Here is a 14,112-nt window from a genome sequence, read left to right as displayed (position 1 = left end):
CACACGTGCGTGGTGCGGCGGCTCACGACGAGGCGAGGCGCGCCTTCTCGGCGTCGACGTCGAAGTCCGCGGGGGGCCACTGCTGGTCGAGCGACCGCAGCGCTTCCAGCAGCAGGCCCTGCACGGCCAGTCGCGCGTACCACTTGCGGTCGGCGGGCACGACGAACCACGGGGCCGCGTCGGTGCTCGTGCGCGCGATCGCGATCTCGTACGCCTCCATGTACGCGTCCCACAGCGCTCGCTCGTCGAGGTCGCCGGGGTTGTACTTCCAGTGCTTGCTCGGGTCGTCGAGACGCGCCGCGAGCCGCGCGCGCTGCTCGCCGGGCGAGATGTGGAGCATGACCTTGACGATCGACGTCCCGGCCGCGACGAGCTCGCGCTCGAAGTCGGCGATGAGGCCGTAGCGCTCCTCGACCACCTCGGGGGACGAGAGACCACGCACGCGGTGGATCAGCACGTCCTCGTAGTGCGAGCGGTCGAACACGCCGAGGATCCCGGCGCCCGGCAGCTCGCGGCGCACACGCCACAGGAAGTCGTGCGACCGCTCCTCCTCGGTCGGGGCCTTGAACGCGTGCAGGTGCACGCCCTGCGGGTCGACGGCGCCGACGACGTGCGACACGATGCCGCCCTTGCCGGCGGTGTCCATCGCCTGCAGGACGAGCAGCACGCGGCGCTGGTCGCCGGCGGTCGCGGCGGCGAACATCCGCTCCTGCAGGTCGGCCAGCTCTGCCGCCCCGGCGGCGAGCGCCGCTGTCCCGGCCTTCCTGCCGCCGTCGAACCCGGGCGTCGCGGACGTGTCGAGAGCGGCCAGGTCGACGTCGGCCCCGGCCCTGCGCAGCTGCTCCACCAGGCCAGGCTAGGGCGACCCGAGCCTGCGCGCGCGGGTGAAGACGTCGACGGGGCCGCACCGGTGTGACCGACGCGACTGGCCGTGGGTGCAGGCAAGGGTCGCCTTGCTTGCGAGGATGGATTTAGGCAACAAGCATGTTCCCTAATGTCGACGGCGGATTCACGCCGTCACGGCCACGGACGGAGGTGCGATGAGCGCGACGACGCCCCTCGAGCACGCCCCGTCCGCCCCGCCGGCCCTGGTGCACGAGCCGGAACCGTCCTCCGACGCGGGCACGCGCCAGCGCGTGCTGCAGCTCGTCGCGAGCGACGGCCCGGTCACCGCCACGGAGCTCGCCTCCGACCTCGACCTGACGGCCACGGCCGTGCGCCGCCACCTCGGCGTCCTCGAGCACGCGGGCCAGATCGTCGTGCACACCTCCAACGTCCCGCCCGCGGGTCGCGGCCGGCCGGCTCGTCGGTACGTCGCGACGAGCGCCGGCCAGGCCTCGCTCACGCAGCGGTACGCCGATCTCGCGACGCAGGCCCTGCGGTTCCTCGGCGAGTCCGCCGGCCAGGCTGCCGTGACCGCGTTCGCCGAGCAGCGCGTGCGCGACCTCGAGCAGCGCCTCGCGCTCGTCGTGCGCGGAGAGGACGACGTCGAGGCACGCGCGCACCGCATCGCCGACGCCCTGACCGCCGAGGGGTATGCCGCGTCCGCGCGGCCCGTCCCCGGCACCGCCGCCGTCCAGCTCTGCCAGGGGCACTGCCCCGTGCAGGACGTCGCCCACGAGTTCCCCCAGCTGTGCGAGGCGGAGGCCCGCGCGTTCTCGCGCGTGCTCGGTGTCCACGTGCAGCGGCTCGCCACGCTGGCCGCAGGCGGTCACGTGTGCACCACGAGCATCCCCGTCCCACCCCCAGCCCCCGTGCTCGCCCCGGAAGGATCGACAGCATGAGTGCACCGACCGACAACCAGCAGATGACGCAGGACGAGGCGATCGCCTCGATCGGCAACTACGGCTACGGCTGGCACGACCCCGACGTCGCCGGGGCCACCGCCAAGCGCGGCCTGTCCGAGGCGGTCGTCCGCGAGATCTCGGCGCTCAAGAACGAGCCCGAGTGGATGCTGAAGACGCGCCTCAAGGCGCTGCGCATGTTCGACAAGAAGCCCATGCCCTGGTGGGGCGCGGACCTGTCGGGCATCGACTTCGACAACATCAAGTACTTCGTGCGCTCGACCGAGAAGCAGGCGGCCAGCTGGGACGACCTGCCGGACGACATCAAGAGCACGTACGACCGGCTCGGCATCCCGGAGGCTGAGAAGCAGCGCCTCGTGGCCGGCGTCGCCGCGCAGTACGAGTCCGAGGTGGTCTACCACCAGATCCAGGAGTCGCTCGAGGAGCAGGGCGTCATCTTCCTCGACACCGACACGGGCCTGCGCGAGCACCCCGAGATCTTCGAGCAGTACTTCGGCTCCGTGATCCCCCCGGGCGACAACAAGTTCGCGTCGCTCAACACGGCCGTGTGGTCGGGCGGCTCGTTCGTCTACGTGCCGCCGGGCGTGCACGTCGAGATCCCGCTGCAGGCCTACTTCCGCATCAACACGGAGAACATGGGCCAGTTCGAGCGGACGCTGATCATCGCCGACGAGGGCTCCTACGTGCACTACGTCGAGGGCTGCACCGCGCCCGTGTACTCGTCGGACTCGCTGCACTCCGCGGTCGTCGAGATCATCGTCAAGAAGAACGCCCGCGTGCGGTACACGACGATCCAGAACTGGTCGAACAACGTGTACAACCTCGTCACCAAGCGGGCCACGGCCGCCGAGGGCGCGACGATGGAGTGGGTCGACGGCAACATCGGCTCCAAGGTCACCATGAAGTACCCGGCGATCTACCTGCTGGGCGAGCACGCGCGCGGCGAGACGCTGTCGATCGCGTTCGCGGGCGAGGGCCAGCACCAGGACGCGGGCTCGAAGATGGTGCACGCCGCGCCGCACACGTCGTCGTCGATCGTGTCCAAGTCGGTCGCGCGCGGCGGTGGCCGCACGTCGTACCGCGGGCTCGTGCAGATCCTCGAGGGCGCCTCGCACTCGGCGTCCAACGTGCTGTGCGACGCGCTCCTCGTCGACCAGATCTCCCGCTCGGACACCTACCCGTACGTCGACGTCCGCGAGGACGACGTGTCCATGGGGCACGAGGCGACGGTCTCGCGCGTGAGCGAGGACCAGCTGTTCTACCTGATGTCCCGAGGCATGCCGGAGACGGAGGCCATGGCGATGATCGTGCGCGGGTTCGTCGAGCCCATCGCGCGAGAGCTGCCCATGGAGTACGCCCTCGAGCTGAACCGCCTCATCGAGCTGCAGATGGAAGGGGCCGTCGGCTGATGACGACCACCACGGAGAACCTCTCCACCGACCACACCCGTGCGACGGCCGACGAGGCGCACACGCACGGCGTCGGCGCGACCGTCCCCGAGGCGTCGCGCGCCGCCCGCCCGACGAGCTTCGACGTCGCCGACTTCCCCGTCCCGACGGGGCGCGAGGAGGAGTGGCGCTTCTCGCCGATCGCTCGCCTCGCCCCGCTGTTCGCGGGCGACAGCGACGGCGTGCTCGACGGGCACGGCGTCCTGATGACCGTCGTCGAGAGCCCCGAGGTCCAGGTGGAGATCGTGGAGCGCGGGGACGCGCGCCTCGGCACCGCCGGGCAGCCGGGCGACCGCGCGGCCGCCGTCGCGTGGGCGTCGTTCCCGCGTGCCACGGTCGTGACGTTGCCGCGCGATGCCGTGGCCTCGAAGGTCACCTCGATCCGCGTCGAGGGCGTCGAGGGCGCGGGCGTGCACGACGCCCCGCTCGAGCCGTCGGCCGCGCACCTCGTCGTCAGGGCGGAGGCGCTCTCGCAGGGCGTCGTCGTCATCGACCACGTCGGTCACGCCGCGCTCACGGAGACGGTCGAGATCGTCGCCGAGGACGGTGCGCACCTCACGGTCGTCTCGGTCCAGGACTGGGCCGAGGGCTCCGTGCACGCCGCGGCGCACCGCGTGCGCGTCGGGCGCGACGCCACCGTCAAGCACATCGTCGTGACGCTCGGCGGGGACGTCGTGCGCGTGACGCCGGACGCCGAGTTCGTCGGCGAGGGCGCCTCGGTGCAGATGCTCGGCCTGTACTTCGCGGACGCCGGCCAGCACCAGGAGCAGCGCCTGTTCGTCGACCACGCGGTGCCGAACTGCGTGAGCCGCGTGACGTACAAGGGCGCGCTGCAGGGCGAGGGCGCGCACACGGTGTGGGTGGGCGACGTGCTCATCCGCGCCGCGGCCGAGGGGACCGACACCTACGAGCTCAACCGCAACCTGGTCCTCACCGACGGGGCGCGTGCGGACTCCGTGCCGAACCTCGAGATCGAGACCGGCGTGATCGAGGGTGCGGGCCACGCGTCCGCGACCGGCCGGTTCGACGACGAGCAGCTGTTCTACCTGCGGGCGCGCGGGATCCCGGAGCGCGACGCGCGCCGGCTCGTCGTGCGCGGCTTCTTCGCCGAGCTCATCCACGAGATCGGCGTGCCCGAGGTCGAGGAGCGCCTGATCGAGTCGATCGAGGCCGAGCTGGAGAAGTCGATGAGCGTGCTGCTCGGCGACGAGCCGCGCGTCGAGGGCTCGTCGGCCGGTCTCACGACCGAGGGCGCCGACGGGCAGGACGCATGACCGCACAGCTCGCGTGCTACGCCTCGGACGTGCCGGTCGGCGGCACGCTCCGGGTCGAGCTCGAGGCCGAGAGCGGCGTCGTCGAGGTCGCGATGGTGCGCGACGAGGACGGCGAGCTGCACGCCATCAGCGACATCTGCTCGCACGGCGCGGTCTCGCTCGCGGACGGCGAGGTGGAGGGCTGCACGGTCGAGTGCTGGCTCCACGGCTCGCGGTTCGACCTGCGCACCGGCAAGCCCACCGGCCCCCCGGCCGTCACCCCCGTACCCGTCTACCCCGTGACGACGGACGGCGAGCGCGTGCTCGTCGACGTCGACGCCCCCCTGTGAACGAGGAGAACCTCCCCATGGCCACCCTGGAGATCCGCGACCTGCACGTCAGCGTCGAGACGAAGGAAGGTCCGAAGCCGATCTTGCGCGGCGTCGACCTCACCGTGAGCAGCGGCGAGACGCACGCGATCATGGGCCCCAACGGCTCCGGCAAGTCGACGCTCGCGTACTCGCTCGCCGGCCACCCGAAGTACCAGATCACGTCGGGCACCGTGACGCTCGACGGCGAGGACGTGCTCGCGCTCTCGGTCGACGAGCGCGCCCGCGCCGGCCTGTTCCTCGCGATGCAGTACCCGGTCGAGGTCCCCGGCGTGTCCGTGTCGAACTTCCTGCGGACCGCGAAGACCGCGATCGACGGCGAGGCCCCCGCGCTGCGCGGCTGGGTCAAGGACGTGCGCACCGCGATGGACAACCTGCGCATGGACCCGGCGTTCGCCGAGCGCTCCGTCAACGAGGGCTTCTCCGGCGGCGAGAAGAAGCGCCACGAGATCCTCCAGATGGAGCTGCTCAAGCCGCGCTTCGCGATCCTCGACGAGACCGACTCGGGCCTCGACGTCGACGCGCTGCGCATCGTGTCCGAGGGCGTGAACCGGGTGCGCGAGGGCGGCGACGTCGGCGTGCTGCTCATCACGCACTACACGCGCATCCTGCGCTACATCAAGCCCGACTTCGTGCACGTCTTCGTCGACGGCAAGGTCGCCGAGGAGGGCGGGCCCGAGCTGGCCGAGCGCCTCGAGAACGAGGGCTACGACCGCTTCCTGACGAGCGCGGTCTGACGGACCCGGTGTCCCGCCGGCCGCACACGCGACCGGCGGGACGACCGGTGACGACGAGCTGCGAGGAGAGGTGGCACACGTGACCAGCACGATCGACGCGCCGCACACGCTGAGCGCGCGCGAGCTCGCCGCGGTGCGGGCGGACTTCCCCCTGCTCGAGCGCACGCTGCGCGACGGCCAGGCGCTCGTGTACCTCGACTCCGGGGCGACGTCGCAGAAGCCCGACGTCGTCCTCGACGCCGAGCAGGACTTCTACCTGCAGCGCAACGCCGCCGTGCACCGCGGTGCGCACCAGCTGGCCGAGGAGGCGACCGAGGCGTTCGAGGACGCGCGGGCGCGCGTCGCACGGTTCGTCGGGGTCGACGACGACGAGATCGTCTGGACCACCAACGCGACCGCCGCGATCAACCTCGTCGCGTACGCGATCTCGAACGCGACGCTCGGTCGCGGGGGAGAGGCGGCCCGCCGCTTCGCGCTCGCGCCGGGCGACGAGATCGTCGTGACCGAGGCCGAGCACCACGCGAACCTGGTCCCGTGGCAGGAGCTCGCGGCCCGCACGGGTGCCGTGCTGCGCTGGGTCGGTGTCGACGACGACGGTCGCGTCCGGGTCGACCAGCTCGACGAGGTGGTGACGGCCCGCACGCGGGTGATCGCGTTCACGCACGCCTCGAACGTCACCGGGGCGATCACGCCCGTCGCCCCGTTCGTCGCGAAGGCGCGCGATGTCGGCGCCATCACCGTCCTGGACGCCTGCCAGTCGGTCCCGCACCTGCCGGTCGACCTGCACGACCTCGGCGTCGACTTCGCGGCGTTCTCGGGCCACAAGATGTTCGGGCCGACGGGCGTCGGTGCGCTCTACGGACGGCGCGAGCTGCTCGCGGCCATGCCGCCCGTGACGACCGGCGGCTCGATGGTCGAGGTCGTGACCATGGAGCAGACCACCTACGCTCCGCCCCCGCAGCGCTTCGAGGCCGGGACGCAGATGGTCTCGCAGGCCGTCGCCATGGGTGCCGCGGCCACCTACCTGTCGGACATCGGCATGGCGGCGATCGCCGAGCACGAGCAGCACCTCGCGCGGCTGCTGCTCGACGCGGTCGCCTCGGTGCCCGGGGTGCGCGTGATCGGCCCGACGGACACCGCGGACCGGCTCGCGACCGTGTCGTTCGTGGTCGACGGGGTCCACGCGCACGACGTCGGGCAGGTGCTCGACGACGCGGGTGTGGCCGTGCGGGTGGGTCATCACTGCGCGCAGCCGCTGCACCGCCGGTTCGGCGTCGCGGCGACGGCCCGCGCGACCGCGGCCGTCTACACGACCGACGAGGAGATCGAGGCGTTCCGGGAAGCACTGAGCGGGGTCCGGGCGTTCTTCGGTCTGGAGGCACCCGCGACCGGGTCGGCCTCGGACGAAGGAGCAGCATGACCAGCTCGATGGAGCAGCTGTACCAGCAGGTGATCCTCGACCACGCCAAGCACCCGCACGGCCGTGGCCTCGGCACCTCCGGCGTCGGGGTCCTGTCCGGCGAGTCGCACCAGGTGAACCCCACGTGCGGCGACGAGGTGACGCTGCAGGTCGACGTCGACGACGCCGGCGTGGTGCGCGACGTGCGCTGGGAGGGCCAGGGCTGCTCGATCTCCCAGGCGTCGGTCTCCGTGCTGCACGACCTCGTGGTGGACCGCAGCGTGAGCGACGCAGGCGAGCTGGGGGCGACGTTCCGCGCCCTCATGCAGACCAAGGGGGCCGGCCTCGGCGACGAGGCGGCCGAGGACGCGCTCGGCGACGCGAACGCCTTCACGGGCGTCGGGAAGTTCTCCGCGCGCGTCAAGTGCGCGCTGCTCGGCTGGGTCGCCCTGAACGACGCCCTGATCAAGACCGGAGCCCCGACGGGCGCCGCCGTCAAGGAGGACGCATGACCACCACCGTTGCCGACGTCGAAGAGGCCATGCGCGACGTCATCGACCCGGAGCTCGGCATCAACGTCGTCGACCTCGGGCTCGTGTACGGCATCGTGCTCGACCAGACGAACACGGCCGTCATCGACATGACCCTCACGTCGGCGGCGTGCCCGCTCACCGACGTCATCGAGGACCAGTCGGCGCAGGCGCTCGACGGGCTCGTCGACGGCTTCCGCATCAACTGGGTGTGGATGCCGCCGTGGGGGCCCGAGAAGATCACGACCGACGGGCGCGAGCAGATGCGGGCGCTGGGCTTCAACATCTGACGCGGTGCTCGAGAGCACCGTCGGTGCCCTGAGCGGATCGCCCCGGCGGTCCTCTCAGCGGGTCACAGCGACGACGCGGAGAACGTGTCGCACGCCTCGAGCGTGCCCTTCTCGTAGCCCGTCGAGAACCAGCGCTGGCGCTCGGCGCTGGACCCGTGCGTCCACGAGTCCTGGTCGACCCGTCCGGTGGCCTGCTCCTGGATGTGGTCGTCGCCGACCGCGGCGGCCGCGTCGAGCGCCTGCTGCAGCTCGGCCTTCGTGATCGGCTGCAGGAACGTCTCGTCGGTGCCCGGCCGCTTCGTCGTCGCGGCGTGGCCCGCCCACAGGCCCGCGTAGCAGTCGGCCTGGAGCTCGATCTTCACCGAGTCGGAGTCCGCGCCGGTGCCGCCGCGGTTCGCCTTGTCCATGACGCCGGTGATCTGCTGGATGTGGTGGCCGTACTCGTGCGCCACGACGTACTCCTCGGCGAGCGGGCCGTCCGTGGCGCCGAACTGGCTCTGCAGCTGGTCGAAGAACCCGAGGTCGAGGTAGATCGTCTGGTCTGGCGGGCAGTAGAACGGGCCGGTGGCCGCCGAGGCGTCGCCGCAGCCCGTGGACGTCTGCTGGTCGAACGACACGACGTCGGGCAGCACGAACGAGCTGCCGACGACGGGCTCCCAGTACGCGTCCAGCGAGTACACGGTGGCCGACAGGCGGCAGTCACGCTGGGAGTTGGCCTGCTCGACCGAGCAGTCGCCGATCGTCCCCTGAGTCTGCTCGGCGGCAGGACCCTCGCGCACGAGGCCGTTGACGAGGTCGGCGGCGCCCTGGTTGCCGCTCATCTGCAGGACGATCGCGACGATCGCGACGAGCAGCGCGCCGGCGCCGCCCCCGACCGCCGCCGTCCGGCCCGCGCTGCGTGTCTTGACGCGACCGCCCTCGAAGCCGCCGTCGCCCTGGAAGGTCATGGCGGCAGGCTAGTGCGACGCCGCGGCCTTCGCCCGATGGGCCGGGGCCCGCGCTCACTCGCCGAGGCCGCGCGCGGCGAGCGCGTCTCCCGTCGCCCGGGCGTGCGCGACCATCCGGACCGCGGCGGGCACGAGCACCGCGCGCGGGTCGCGCTCGAGGCCACGGGCGCGTGCCGCGTCGCGGGTCTCGAGCGACGAGCGGACCAGGACCGGGATCGTGCGCAGGACGAGCCCGCAGGCGAGCGCGAACGTCTCGGGCCGGAGGCCGACGTGGCGCAGCGGACCTGCGGCTCGCGCCAGGACGTCGAGGAGCGCGTCCGCGCGGGTCGTCGTCGTGACGAGGGTGGCGGCGAGCACGAGGGCGAGCAGGTCGACCGACACCTCCACCGCGGCCTGCCACGTCGATGCCCACCACTGGTAGAGGCCGACGAGGAGCGCGACCACCAGCACGCCGCGCGCGCCCCGCAGGGTCCGTCGCCACGGCACGCGCGCGACGACGTGCACCACGAGCACGAGCGCGAGGCCGACGAGCGCCGATACCGGGCCGTGGAGCAGCGCGAGCGCGAGCCCGAGCGCGGCCAGCGCCAGCAGCTTGAGGGGCGCCGGGCACCGGTGCACGGGGCTGGTGCCGGGGTGGAACAGGCCGAGCGGTCCGGACCAGGGTGGCCGCTGTGGTCCGCTCACACCGACACCCCCATGAGTCGGCGATAGGTGGCGACCGCATCCGCGGGATCCCCGTCCGCGACGACCGTGCCGTCGTCGACGACGAGCACCCGGTCGGCGCGCAGCGCGGCGTCCAGGTCATGCGTGACGACGACGACCTGCTGCTCGAGACCGTCGAGCAGGTCGTCCACCACGCGGCGCCACCGCAGGTCGAGCAGGGTCGTCGGCTCGTCGCACACCAGGACGTGTGGCTCGGTCGCGAGCACCGAGGCCAGCGCGAGGAGCTGACGCTGCCCGCCCGACAGCGCGTGCACGGGCACGTCGGCCCGGCCGGTGAGGCCGAAGCGGGCGAGCGCCGCGCGGGCGGCCGCGGTGCGCTCGTCGGCCGTCAGGTCGAGGCGTCGCAGCGACAGCGCGACGTCCTCGACCGGCGTCGGCATCACGATCTGCGCGTCGGGGTCCGTGAACACGAAGCCCACCCCGCGTCGCACGGCCGCGCCGTCCCGCGCGGTGTCGAGCCCGTCGACCCGCACGGTCCCGCGGGACGGCAGCACGAGGCCGTTCAGCAGCCGGGCGAGCGTCGACTTGCCCGAGCCGTTGGCGCCGACCACCGCGATGCGGCGCTCGGTGAGCCGCAGCGACACGGGCCCGAGCAGGCGCACGACGACGTCCTCGCCGCCGGCCGGGTCCGGGGACCAGGCCGTGACGAGGACGTCGTCGAGCTCGATCATGGTCGGCGCCAGCCTCAGCGCCGCGTCCGCAGCAGGTCGGGGTAGGCGCGGAACAGCGTGTACGCGACGGCGGCGGCGGCAGCGTTCTTCAGGACGTCACCGGGCAGGAACACCGCGTCGGCGGCGAACGCCTTGTCGAACGGCAGGTCGAGCCGCACCATGAGGCCGGCGATCCCGGCGACGTGGATCGTGACCAGGCTGCCGAACAGGCCCGCGCTGAACAAGACCGCGTAGCGCGCGTAGCCGGTGGCCGCCGTCGCGCCGCCCGCGAGGAGCCCGGCGAGGGCCGCCGCGAACGGGAATGCGAGCAGGTAGCCGACGCTCGGGCCGGCCAGCACGCCGAGCCCGCCATGGCCCTGCGCGAAGATCGGCAGCCCGGCGAGCCCGAGCGCGAGGTAGAGGAGCACGGCGAGCGCGCCGCGACGCCAGCCCAGCACCAGCCCGGCGAGGATGACGCCGAACGTCTGCAGCGTCACCGGGACGCCCGTGCCCGTCGGGATGCCGGGAAGGAGCGCGCACACCGCGATGAACGCGGCGAACGTCGAGACGAACGCGATGTCGGTGGTGACGCGCGACCGGGTGGCGGCAGGGGCCGGCAGCTCGGTGGCTGTGGTGTCGCTCATGGTGGGAGACCCTTCGGTCGTGATCGGTGGGCGCCGAGGCGCTGGTCTGACGTGCAGCGGTACCAGGTCACGCGTGCCGAGGGTCGCCCGGCGGTGCAGCGCCCACGCTAGCCGCACGTAGACTTGACGACGTTTGTGCCCGCGGCCAAGACCCGCGCGGCCTTCTCGGAGGAAACCACCACGTGATCACCGCCCACGGCGTCGAGCTGCGCATCGGCGCCCGCGTCCTGCTCGAGGAGTCGTCGTTCCGCATCGCGGCCGGCGACCGCATCGGCCTCGTCGGACGCAACGGCGCCGGCAAGACGACCCTGACCAAGACCCTCGCGGGCGAGACCCAGCCCACGGGCGGGAGCATCACGCGCTCGGGCGACGTCGGCTACCTCCCGCAGGACCCGTCGTCGGGCGACCTCGGCGTGCTCGCGATGGACCGCGTGCTGTCGGCACGCGGCCTCGACGACATCGTCCGCGCGATGCGGACCACGGAGAGCGCGATGGCGAGCGACGACGACGCGACGCGCGAGGCCGCGATGGAGCGCTACTCGAGGCTCGACGCGCGCTTCAACGCCGCCGGCGGCTACGCCGCCGAGAGCGAGGCGCACATCATCACGTCGAACCTCGGCCTCGACGACCGGGTCCTCGGCCAGACGCTCGGGACGCTCTCGGGCGGCCAGCGCCGGCGCGTCGAGCTCGCGCGCATCCTGTTCTCCGGCGTGGAGACGCTGCTGCTCGACGAGCCCACCAACCACCTCGACGCCGACTCGATCGCGTGGCTGCGCGACTACCTGCGTGCCTACTCCGGTGGCTTCGTCGTCATCTCGCACGACGTCTCGCTGCTGCGGGCCACGGTCAACAAGGTCTTCCACCTCGACGCGAACCGCGCGGCGCTCGACCAGTACGCGCTCGGCTGGGACGCCTACCTGCTGCAGCGCGAGACCGACGAGAAGCGTCGGCGCCGCGAGCGTGCCAACGCCGAGAAGAAGGCCGCGGCGCTGATCGCGCAGGCCGACAAGATGCGCGCCAAGGCGACCAAGGCCGTCGCGGCGCAGAACATGGCGCGCCGTGCCGAGCGGATGCTGTCCGGGCTCGAGGAGGCGCGGGTCTCCGACAAGGTGGCCCGGCTGCGGTTCCCGGATCCCGCGCCGTGCGGGCGCACGCCCATCACCGCATCGGACCTGTCGAAGTCGTACGGCTCGCAGGAGGTGTTCACCGGCGTCGACCTCGCGATCGACCGTGGGTCGCGCGTCGTCGTGCTCGGCCTCAACGGCGCGGGCAAGACGACCCTCCTGCGCATCCTCGGCGGTCTCGAGCCGTCGGACACCGGCACGGTCCACCCGGGGCACGGCCTCAAGCTCGGCTACTACGCGCAGGAGCACGAGACGCTGGACCTCGACCGCACGGTCGTCGAGAACCTGCGGTCGTCGGCGCCCGACCTCACGGACACGCAGGTGCGCTCGGTCCTCGGGTCGTTCCTGTTCTCGGGCGACGACGCGGACAAGCCCGCGCGGGTCCTGTCGGGCGGGGAGAAGACCCGGCTCGCGCTCGCCGCGCTCGTCGTGTCGTCGGCCAACGTCCTGCTGCTCGACGAGCCCACCAACAACCTGGACCCGGCGTCGCGCGAGGAGATCCTCGCGGCGCTGCGCTCGTACCAGGGCGCCGTGGTGCTCGTCTCGCACGACGAGGGCGCGGTCGCGGCGCTCGATCCCGAGCGTGTGCTCCTGCTGCCTGACGGCGACGAGGACCTGTGGGGCGCCGACTACCTGGACCTCATCACGCTCGCGTGACGCGCTCCTCGTCGGGGAGCTGCGCGGCGATGAGTGCGTCCTCCTCGTCCTCTGCGCGGCCGTCGCGCCGCCGGGAGACCGTCGCGGGCCGCTTCGGGCGCGGCGTCGCCGGCGTCTCGCCGTCCGTCCCGTCGCGTGCCTCGAGCAGCTCGCGACGGGCCATCCAGCCGAACCCGACGAGCGAGCCGAGTGCGAACGTCCACCACTGGAACGCGTAGGACAGGTGCGAGCCCGGGTCGATGCTGGGCTCGGGGAGCGTGCCCGGCACGGGTGCGACGGCCGGGTCCTCCGAGACGAGCCCGCCGTAGAGGTTCCACGCCTGGCCGTCGAGGCCGCCGATGTCGAGCACCTTGGTCGGCGTGATCGACTGGACCTGCCCCGGCGGCGCCTCCTGGGTGGTCGCCGGCTCGGCGTCGCGCAGCCGGACCGTGACCGTGACGTCGCCGTCCGGGGGAGCGGGCACCGCGACCGAGGAGGTCGCGCTCTCGCCCGTGGGCACCCAGCCGCGGTCGACGACGAGCACCGTGCCCGCGTCCGTGGGTTGCTGCGCGGTACCGGCCGAGGAGTCGGACACGACGAAGGGCACGAGCACGTGGTACGCGGGCGTCTCGTCCGCGGGGCGGTTGCGCAGGAGCACGGTCGAGGTCGGCTCGTAGCGGCCGCGCACCGTCACCTGGCGCCACTGCTCGTCGTCCGGCAGGTCGTCGGCAGGGCCGGCGACCGTCGACAGGGGGACGGGCGTCGCGTCGAAGTTGTGCTTGACGATCGCGATCTGAGCGTCACGCCACGTGTGCCGGTGCCACTGCCAGCGGCCCAGGAAGACGCAGGCCGTCGCGAGCACCACGGCGAGCAGGACCAGGCTCACGGCCCGGCGCACCGCGGGCCTCACGACGCGGCGCCCTCGAGCTGGTCGACCGGCACGACGCCCTTGAGGAAGGCTCGTACCTCGAGGAACTGGGACAGCGACCCACGGTGCTCGTCGCACGCGAGCCACACCTTGCGGCGCTCCGGCGTGTGGAGCTTCGGGTTGTTCCACAGCAGGCCCCAGCTCGCCTCCGCCCGGCAGCCCCGCGCGGAGCACACCAGGTCGTCGACGGGGTCCGCGCCCAGCAGGTTCACCGACCGCCTCCCAGGCCGCGAGGGGCGCCGGTGCCGGGCCCGATCTCTCGTGGGTCGATGAAGGTGGTGTCCTCGTCGCGGCGCTCACGGCCGGCGTTGGCGAAGATCACGGCGACGTACGGGAGCACCACCGCGCCGACGATCAGCACGATCGACGCCCAGCGGGGCACGTGGTTCCACGTGAGCACGGACAGCGCGAAGCACACGATGCGGATGCCCATCTGCACGAGGTACCGCTTCTGGCGCCGCGCGACGTCCTCCGCCAGCGGCTCAGGGGCGCTGGTGATGCGTGCGACGTCCGGCTCGTCGCGCTTGCGAGTGCTCACCACCAGATCTTATGTCCGCACGGGCTCGAGCCGGACCTTGTGCAGGTCCCACAACGAGGCGCCGGGAACCT

General features: G+C 72.6%; 17 protein-coding genes. 9 read left to right on the top strand and 8 right to left on the bottom strand.

What is annotated here, in order from left to right; all coding sequences use genetic code 11:
- Positions 1-22: 22 nt before the first annotated feature.
- On the bottom strand, positions 23-847 hold the full coding sequence (locus AW16_RS0101760) for a phosphate--nucleotide phosphotransferase (protein WP_029287639.1): 825 nt from the start codon (positions 845-847) through the stop codon (positions 23-25).
- A 193-nt stretch (positions 848-1,040) separates the two neighbouring features.
- On the opposite strand from AW16_RS0101760, the gene AW16_RS0101755 reads away from it, so the two are divergent.
- The 8 genes from AW16_RS0101755 (at position 1,041) to AW16_RS0101720 (ending at position 7,851) form a co-directional block, all read left to right on the top strand.
- Positions 1,041-1,784 carry a metalloregulator ArsR/SmtB family transcription factor gene (locus AW16_RS0101755; protein ID WP_029287637.1) on the top strand — a complete coding sequence of 248 codons (744 nt, stop codon included), beginning with the start codon at positions 1,041-1,043 and terminating at the stop codon, positions 1,782-1,784.
- Complete coding sequence (gene sufB / locus AW16_RS0101750; protein ID WP_029287635.1) at positions 1,781-3,214, top strand: Fe-S cluster assembly protein SufB; 1,434 nt, start codon at positions 1,781-1,783, stop codon at positions 3,212-3,214. The genes AW16_RS0101755 and sufB overlap by 4 nt, the downstream gene beginning before the upstream one ends.
- Positions 3,214-4,527: a Fe-S cluster assembly protein SufD gene (sufD, locus tag AW16_RS0101745; protein WP_029287634.1), complete on the top strand. Its 1,314-nt coding sequence runs from the start codon at positions 3,214-3,216 to the stop codon at positions 4,525-4,527. Before sufB ends, sufD begins: the two co-directional genes overlap by 1 nt.
- Complete coding sequence (locus AW16_RS0101740; protein WP_029287632.1) at positions 4,524-4,856, top strand: non-heme iron oxygenase ferredoxin subunit; 333 nt, start codon at positions 4,524-4,526, stop codon at positions 4,854-4,856. The genes sufD and AW16_RS0101740 overlap by 4 nt, the downstream gene beginning before the upstream one ends.
- A 17-nt stretch (positions 4,857-4,873) precedes the next feature.
- The gene (gene sufC / locus AW16_RS0101735) at positions 4,874-5,632 is read left to right on the top strand and encodes a Fe-S cluster assembly ATPase SufC (protein WP_029287631.1); all 759 of its coding nucleotides are present in this window, start codon (positions 4,874-4,876) and stop codon (positions 5,630-5,632) included.
- 79 nt (positions 5,633-5,711) lie between these two features.
- Positions 5,712-7,052: a SufS family cysteine desulfurase gene (locus AW16_RS0101730; protein ID WP_029287629.1), complete on the top strand. Its 1,341-nt coding sequence runs from the start codon at positions 5,712-5,714 to the stop codon at positions 7,050-7,052.
- Entirely contained in the window at positions 7,049-7,543 is a 495-nt protein-coding gene (sufU, locus tag AW16_RS0101725; protein WP_029287627.1) for a Fe-S cluster assembly sulfur transfer protein SufU, read from the top strand. The genes AW16_RS0101730 and sufU overlap by 4 nt, the downstream gene beginning before the upstream one ends.
- On the top strand, positions 7,540-7,851 hold the full coding sequence (locus tag AW16_RS0101720) for a metal-sulfur cluster assembly factor (RefSeq protein ID WP_029287626.1): 312 nt from the start codon (positions 7,540-7,542) through the stop codon (positions 7,849-7,851). Before sufU ends, AW16_RS0101720 begins: the two co-directional genes overlap by 4 nt.
- 62 nt (positions 7,852-7,913) lie before the next feature.
- Here the strand turns inward: AW16_RS0101720 and AW16_RS0101715 are convergent, their stop codons facing one another.
- The 4 genes from AW16_RS0101715 to AW16_RS0101700 are packed head-to-tail and all read right to left on the bottom strand — an operon-like array spanning position 7,914 to position 10,815.
- Positions 7,914-8,798, bottom strand: a complete 885-nt coding sequence (locus AW16_RS0101715; RefSeq protein WP_029287624.1) for a neutral zinc metallopeptidase — start codon at positions 8,796-8,798, stop codon at positions 7,914-7,916.
- 54 nt (positions 8,799-8,852) lie between these two features.
- Positions 8,853-9,482, bottom strand: a complete 630-nt coding sequence (locus AW16_RS0101710; protein ID WP_029287622.1) for a CbiQ family ECF transporter T component — start codon at positions 9,480-9,482, stop codon at positions 8,853-8,855.
- Positions 9,479-10,192 carry an energy-coupling factor ABC transporter ATP-binding protein gene (locus AW16_RS0101705; RefSeq protein WP_029287620.1) on the bottom strand — a complete coding sequence of 238 codons (714 nt, stop codon included), beginning with the start codon at positions 10,190-10,192 and terminating at the stop codon, positions 9,479-9,481. The genes AW16_RS0101710 and AW16_RS0101705 overlap by 4 nt, the downstream gene beginning before the upstream one ends.
- Before the next feature lie 14 nt (positions 10,193-10,206).
- Positions 10,207-10,815, bottom strand: coding sequence for a biotin transporter BioY (locus AW16_RS0101700; RefSeq protein ID WP_029287618.1), 609 nt, complete (start codon positions 10,813-10,815; stop codon positions 10,207-10,209).
- A gap of 182 nt (positions 10,816-10,997) precedes the next feature.
- On the opposite strand from AW16_RS0101700, the gene abc-f reads away from it, so the two are divergent.
- On the top strand, positions 10,998-12,596 hold the full coding sequence (gene abc-f, locus AW16_RS0101695) for a ribosomal protection-like ABC-F family protein (protein WP_029287616.1): 1,599 nt from the start codon (positions 10,998-11,000) through the stop codon (positions 12,594-12,596).
- Here abc-f and AW16_RS0101690 read toward each other — a convergent pair.
- The 3 genes from AW16_RS0101690 to AW16_RS0101680 are packed head-to-tail and all read right to left on the bottom strand — an operon-like array spanning position 12,583 to position 14,041.
- Positions 12,583-13,485: an SURF1 family protein gene (locus AW16_RS0101690; protein WP_029287615.1), complete on the bottom strand. Its 903-nt coding sequence runs from the start codon at positions 13,483-13,485 to the stop codon at positions 12,583-12,585. The genes abc-f and AW16_RS0101690 overlap by 14 nt on opposite strands.
- On the bottom strand, positions 13,482-13,715 hold the full coding sequence (locus AW16_RS0101685) for a hypothetical protein (RefSeq protein ID WP_029287613.1): 234 nt from the start codon (positions 13,713-13,715) through the stop codon (positions 13,482-13,484). The genes AW16_RS0101690 and AW16_RS0101685 overlap by 4 nt, the downstream gene beginning before the upstream one ends.
- Positions 13,712-14,041 (bottom strand): DUF3099 domain-containing protein, encoded by a 330-nt coding sequence (locus AW16_RS0101680; RefSeq protein WP_029287611.1) that lies wholly within the window; start codon positions 14,039-14,041, stop codon positions 13,712-13,714. The genes AW16_RS0101685 and AW16_RS0101680 overlap by 4 nt, the downstream gene beginning before the upstream one ends.
- Positions 14,042-14,112: the final 71 nt, after the last annotated feature.

Source organism: Cellulomonas sp. HZM, from assembly GCF_000708885.1.
Lineage (GTDB): Bacteria > Actinomycetota > Actinomycetes > Actinomycetales > Cellulomonadaceae > Cellulomonas.
The sequence above is the reverse complement of the archived record's forward strand: the minus strand, read 5'-3'. Positions and strand labels throughout refer to the sequence as shown.

Bases quoted from the DNA above. Each gene is read 5' to 3' on its own strand.
- AW16_RS0101720 (WP_029287626.1), top strand. From the start codon at position 7,540: ATGACCACCACCGTTGCCGACGTCGAAGAGGCCATGCGCGACGTCATC.
- sufU (WP_029287627.1), top strand. From the start codon at position 7,049: ATGACCAGCTCGATGGAGCAGCTGTACCAGCAGGTGATCCTCGACCAC.
- AW16_RS0101755 (WP_029287637.1), top strand. From the start codon at position 1,041: ATGAGCGCGACGACGCCCCTCGAGCACGCCCCGTCCGCCCCGCCGGCC.
- sufB (WP_029287635.1), top strand. From the start codon at position 1,781: ATGAGTGCACCGACCGACAACCAGCAGATGACGCAGGACGAGGCGATC.
- sufC (WP_029287631.1), top strand. From the start codon at position 4,874: ATGGCCACCCTGGAGATCCGCGACCTGCACGTCAGCGTCGAGACGAAG.
- AW16_RS0101715 (WP_029287624.1), bottom strand. From the start codon at position 8,798: ATGACCTTCCAGGGCGACGGCGGCTTCGAGGGCGGTCGCGTCAAGACA.
- AW16_RS0101700 (WP_029287618.1), bottom strand. From the start codon at position 10,815: ATGAGCGACACCACAGCCACCGAGCTGCCGGCCCCTGCCGCCACCCGG.
- sufD (WP_029287634.1), top strand. From the start codon at position 3,214: ATGACGACCACCACGGAGAACCTCTCCACCGACCACACCCGTGCGACG.
- AW16_RS0101740 (WP_029287632.1), top strand. From the start codon at position 4,524: ATGACCGCACAGCTCGCGTGCTACGCCTCGGACGTGCCGGTCGGCGGC.
- AW16_RS0101705 (WP_029287620.1), bottom strand. From the start codon at position 10,192: ATGATCGAGCTCGACGACGTCCTCGTCACGGCCTGGTCCCCGGACCCG.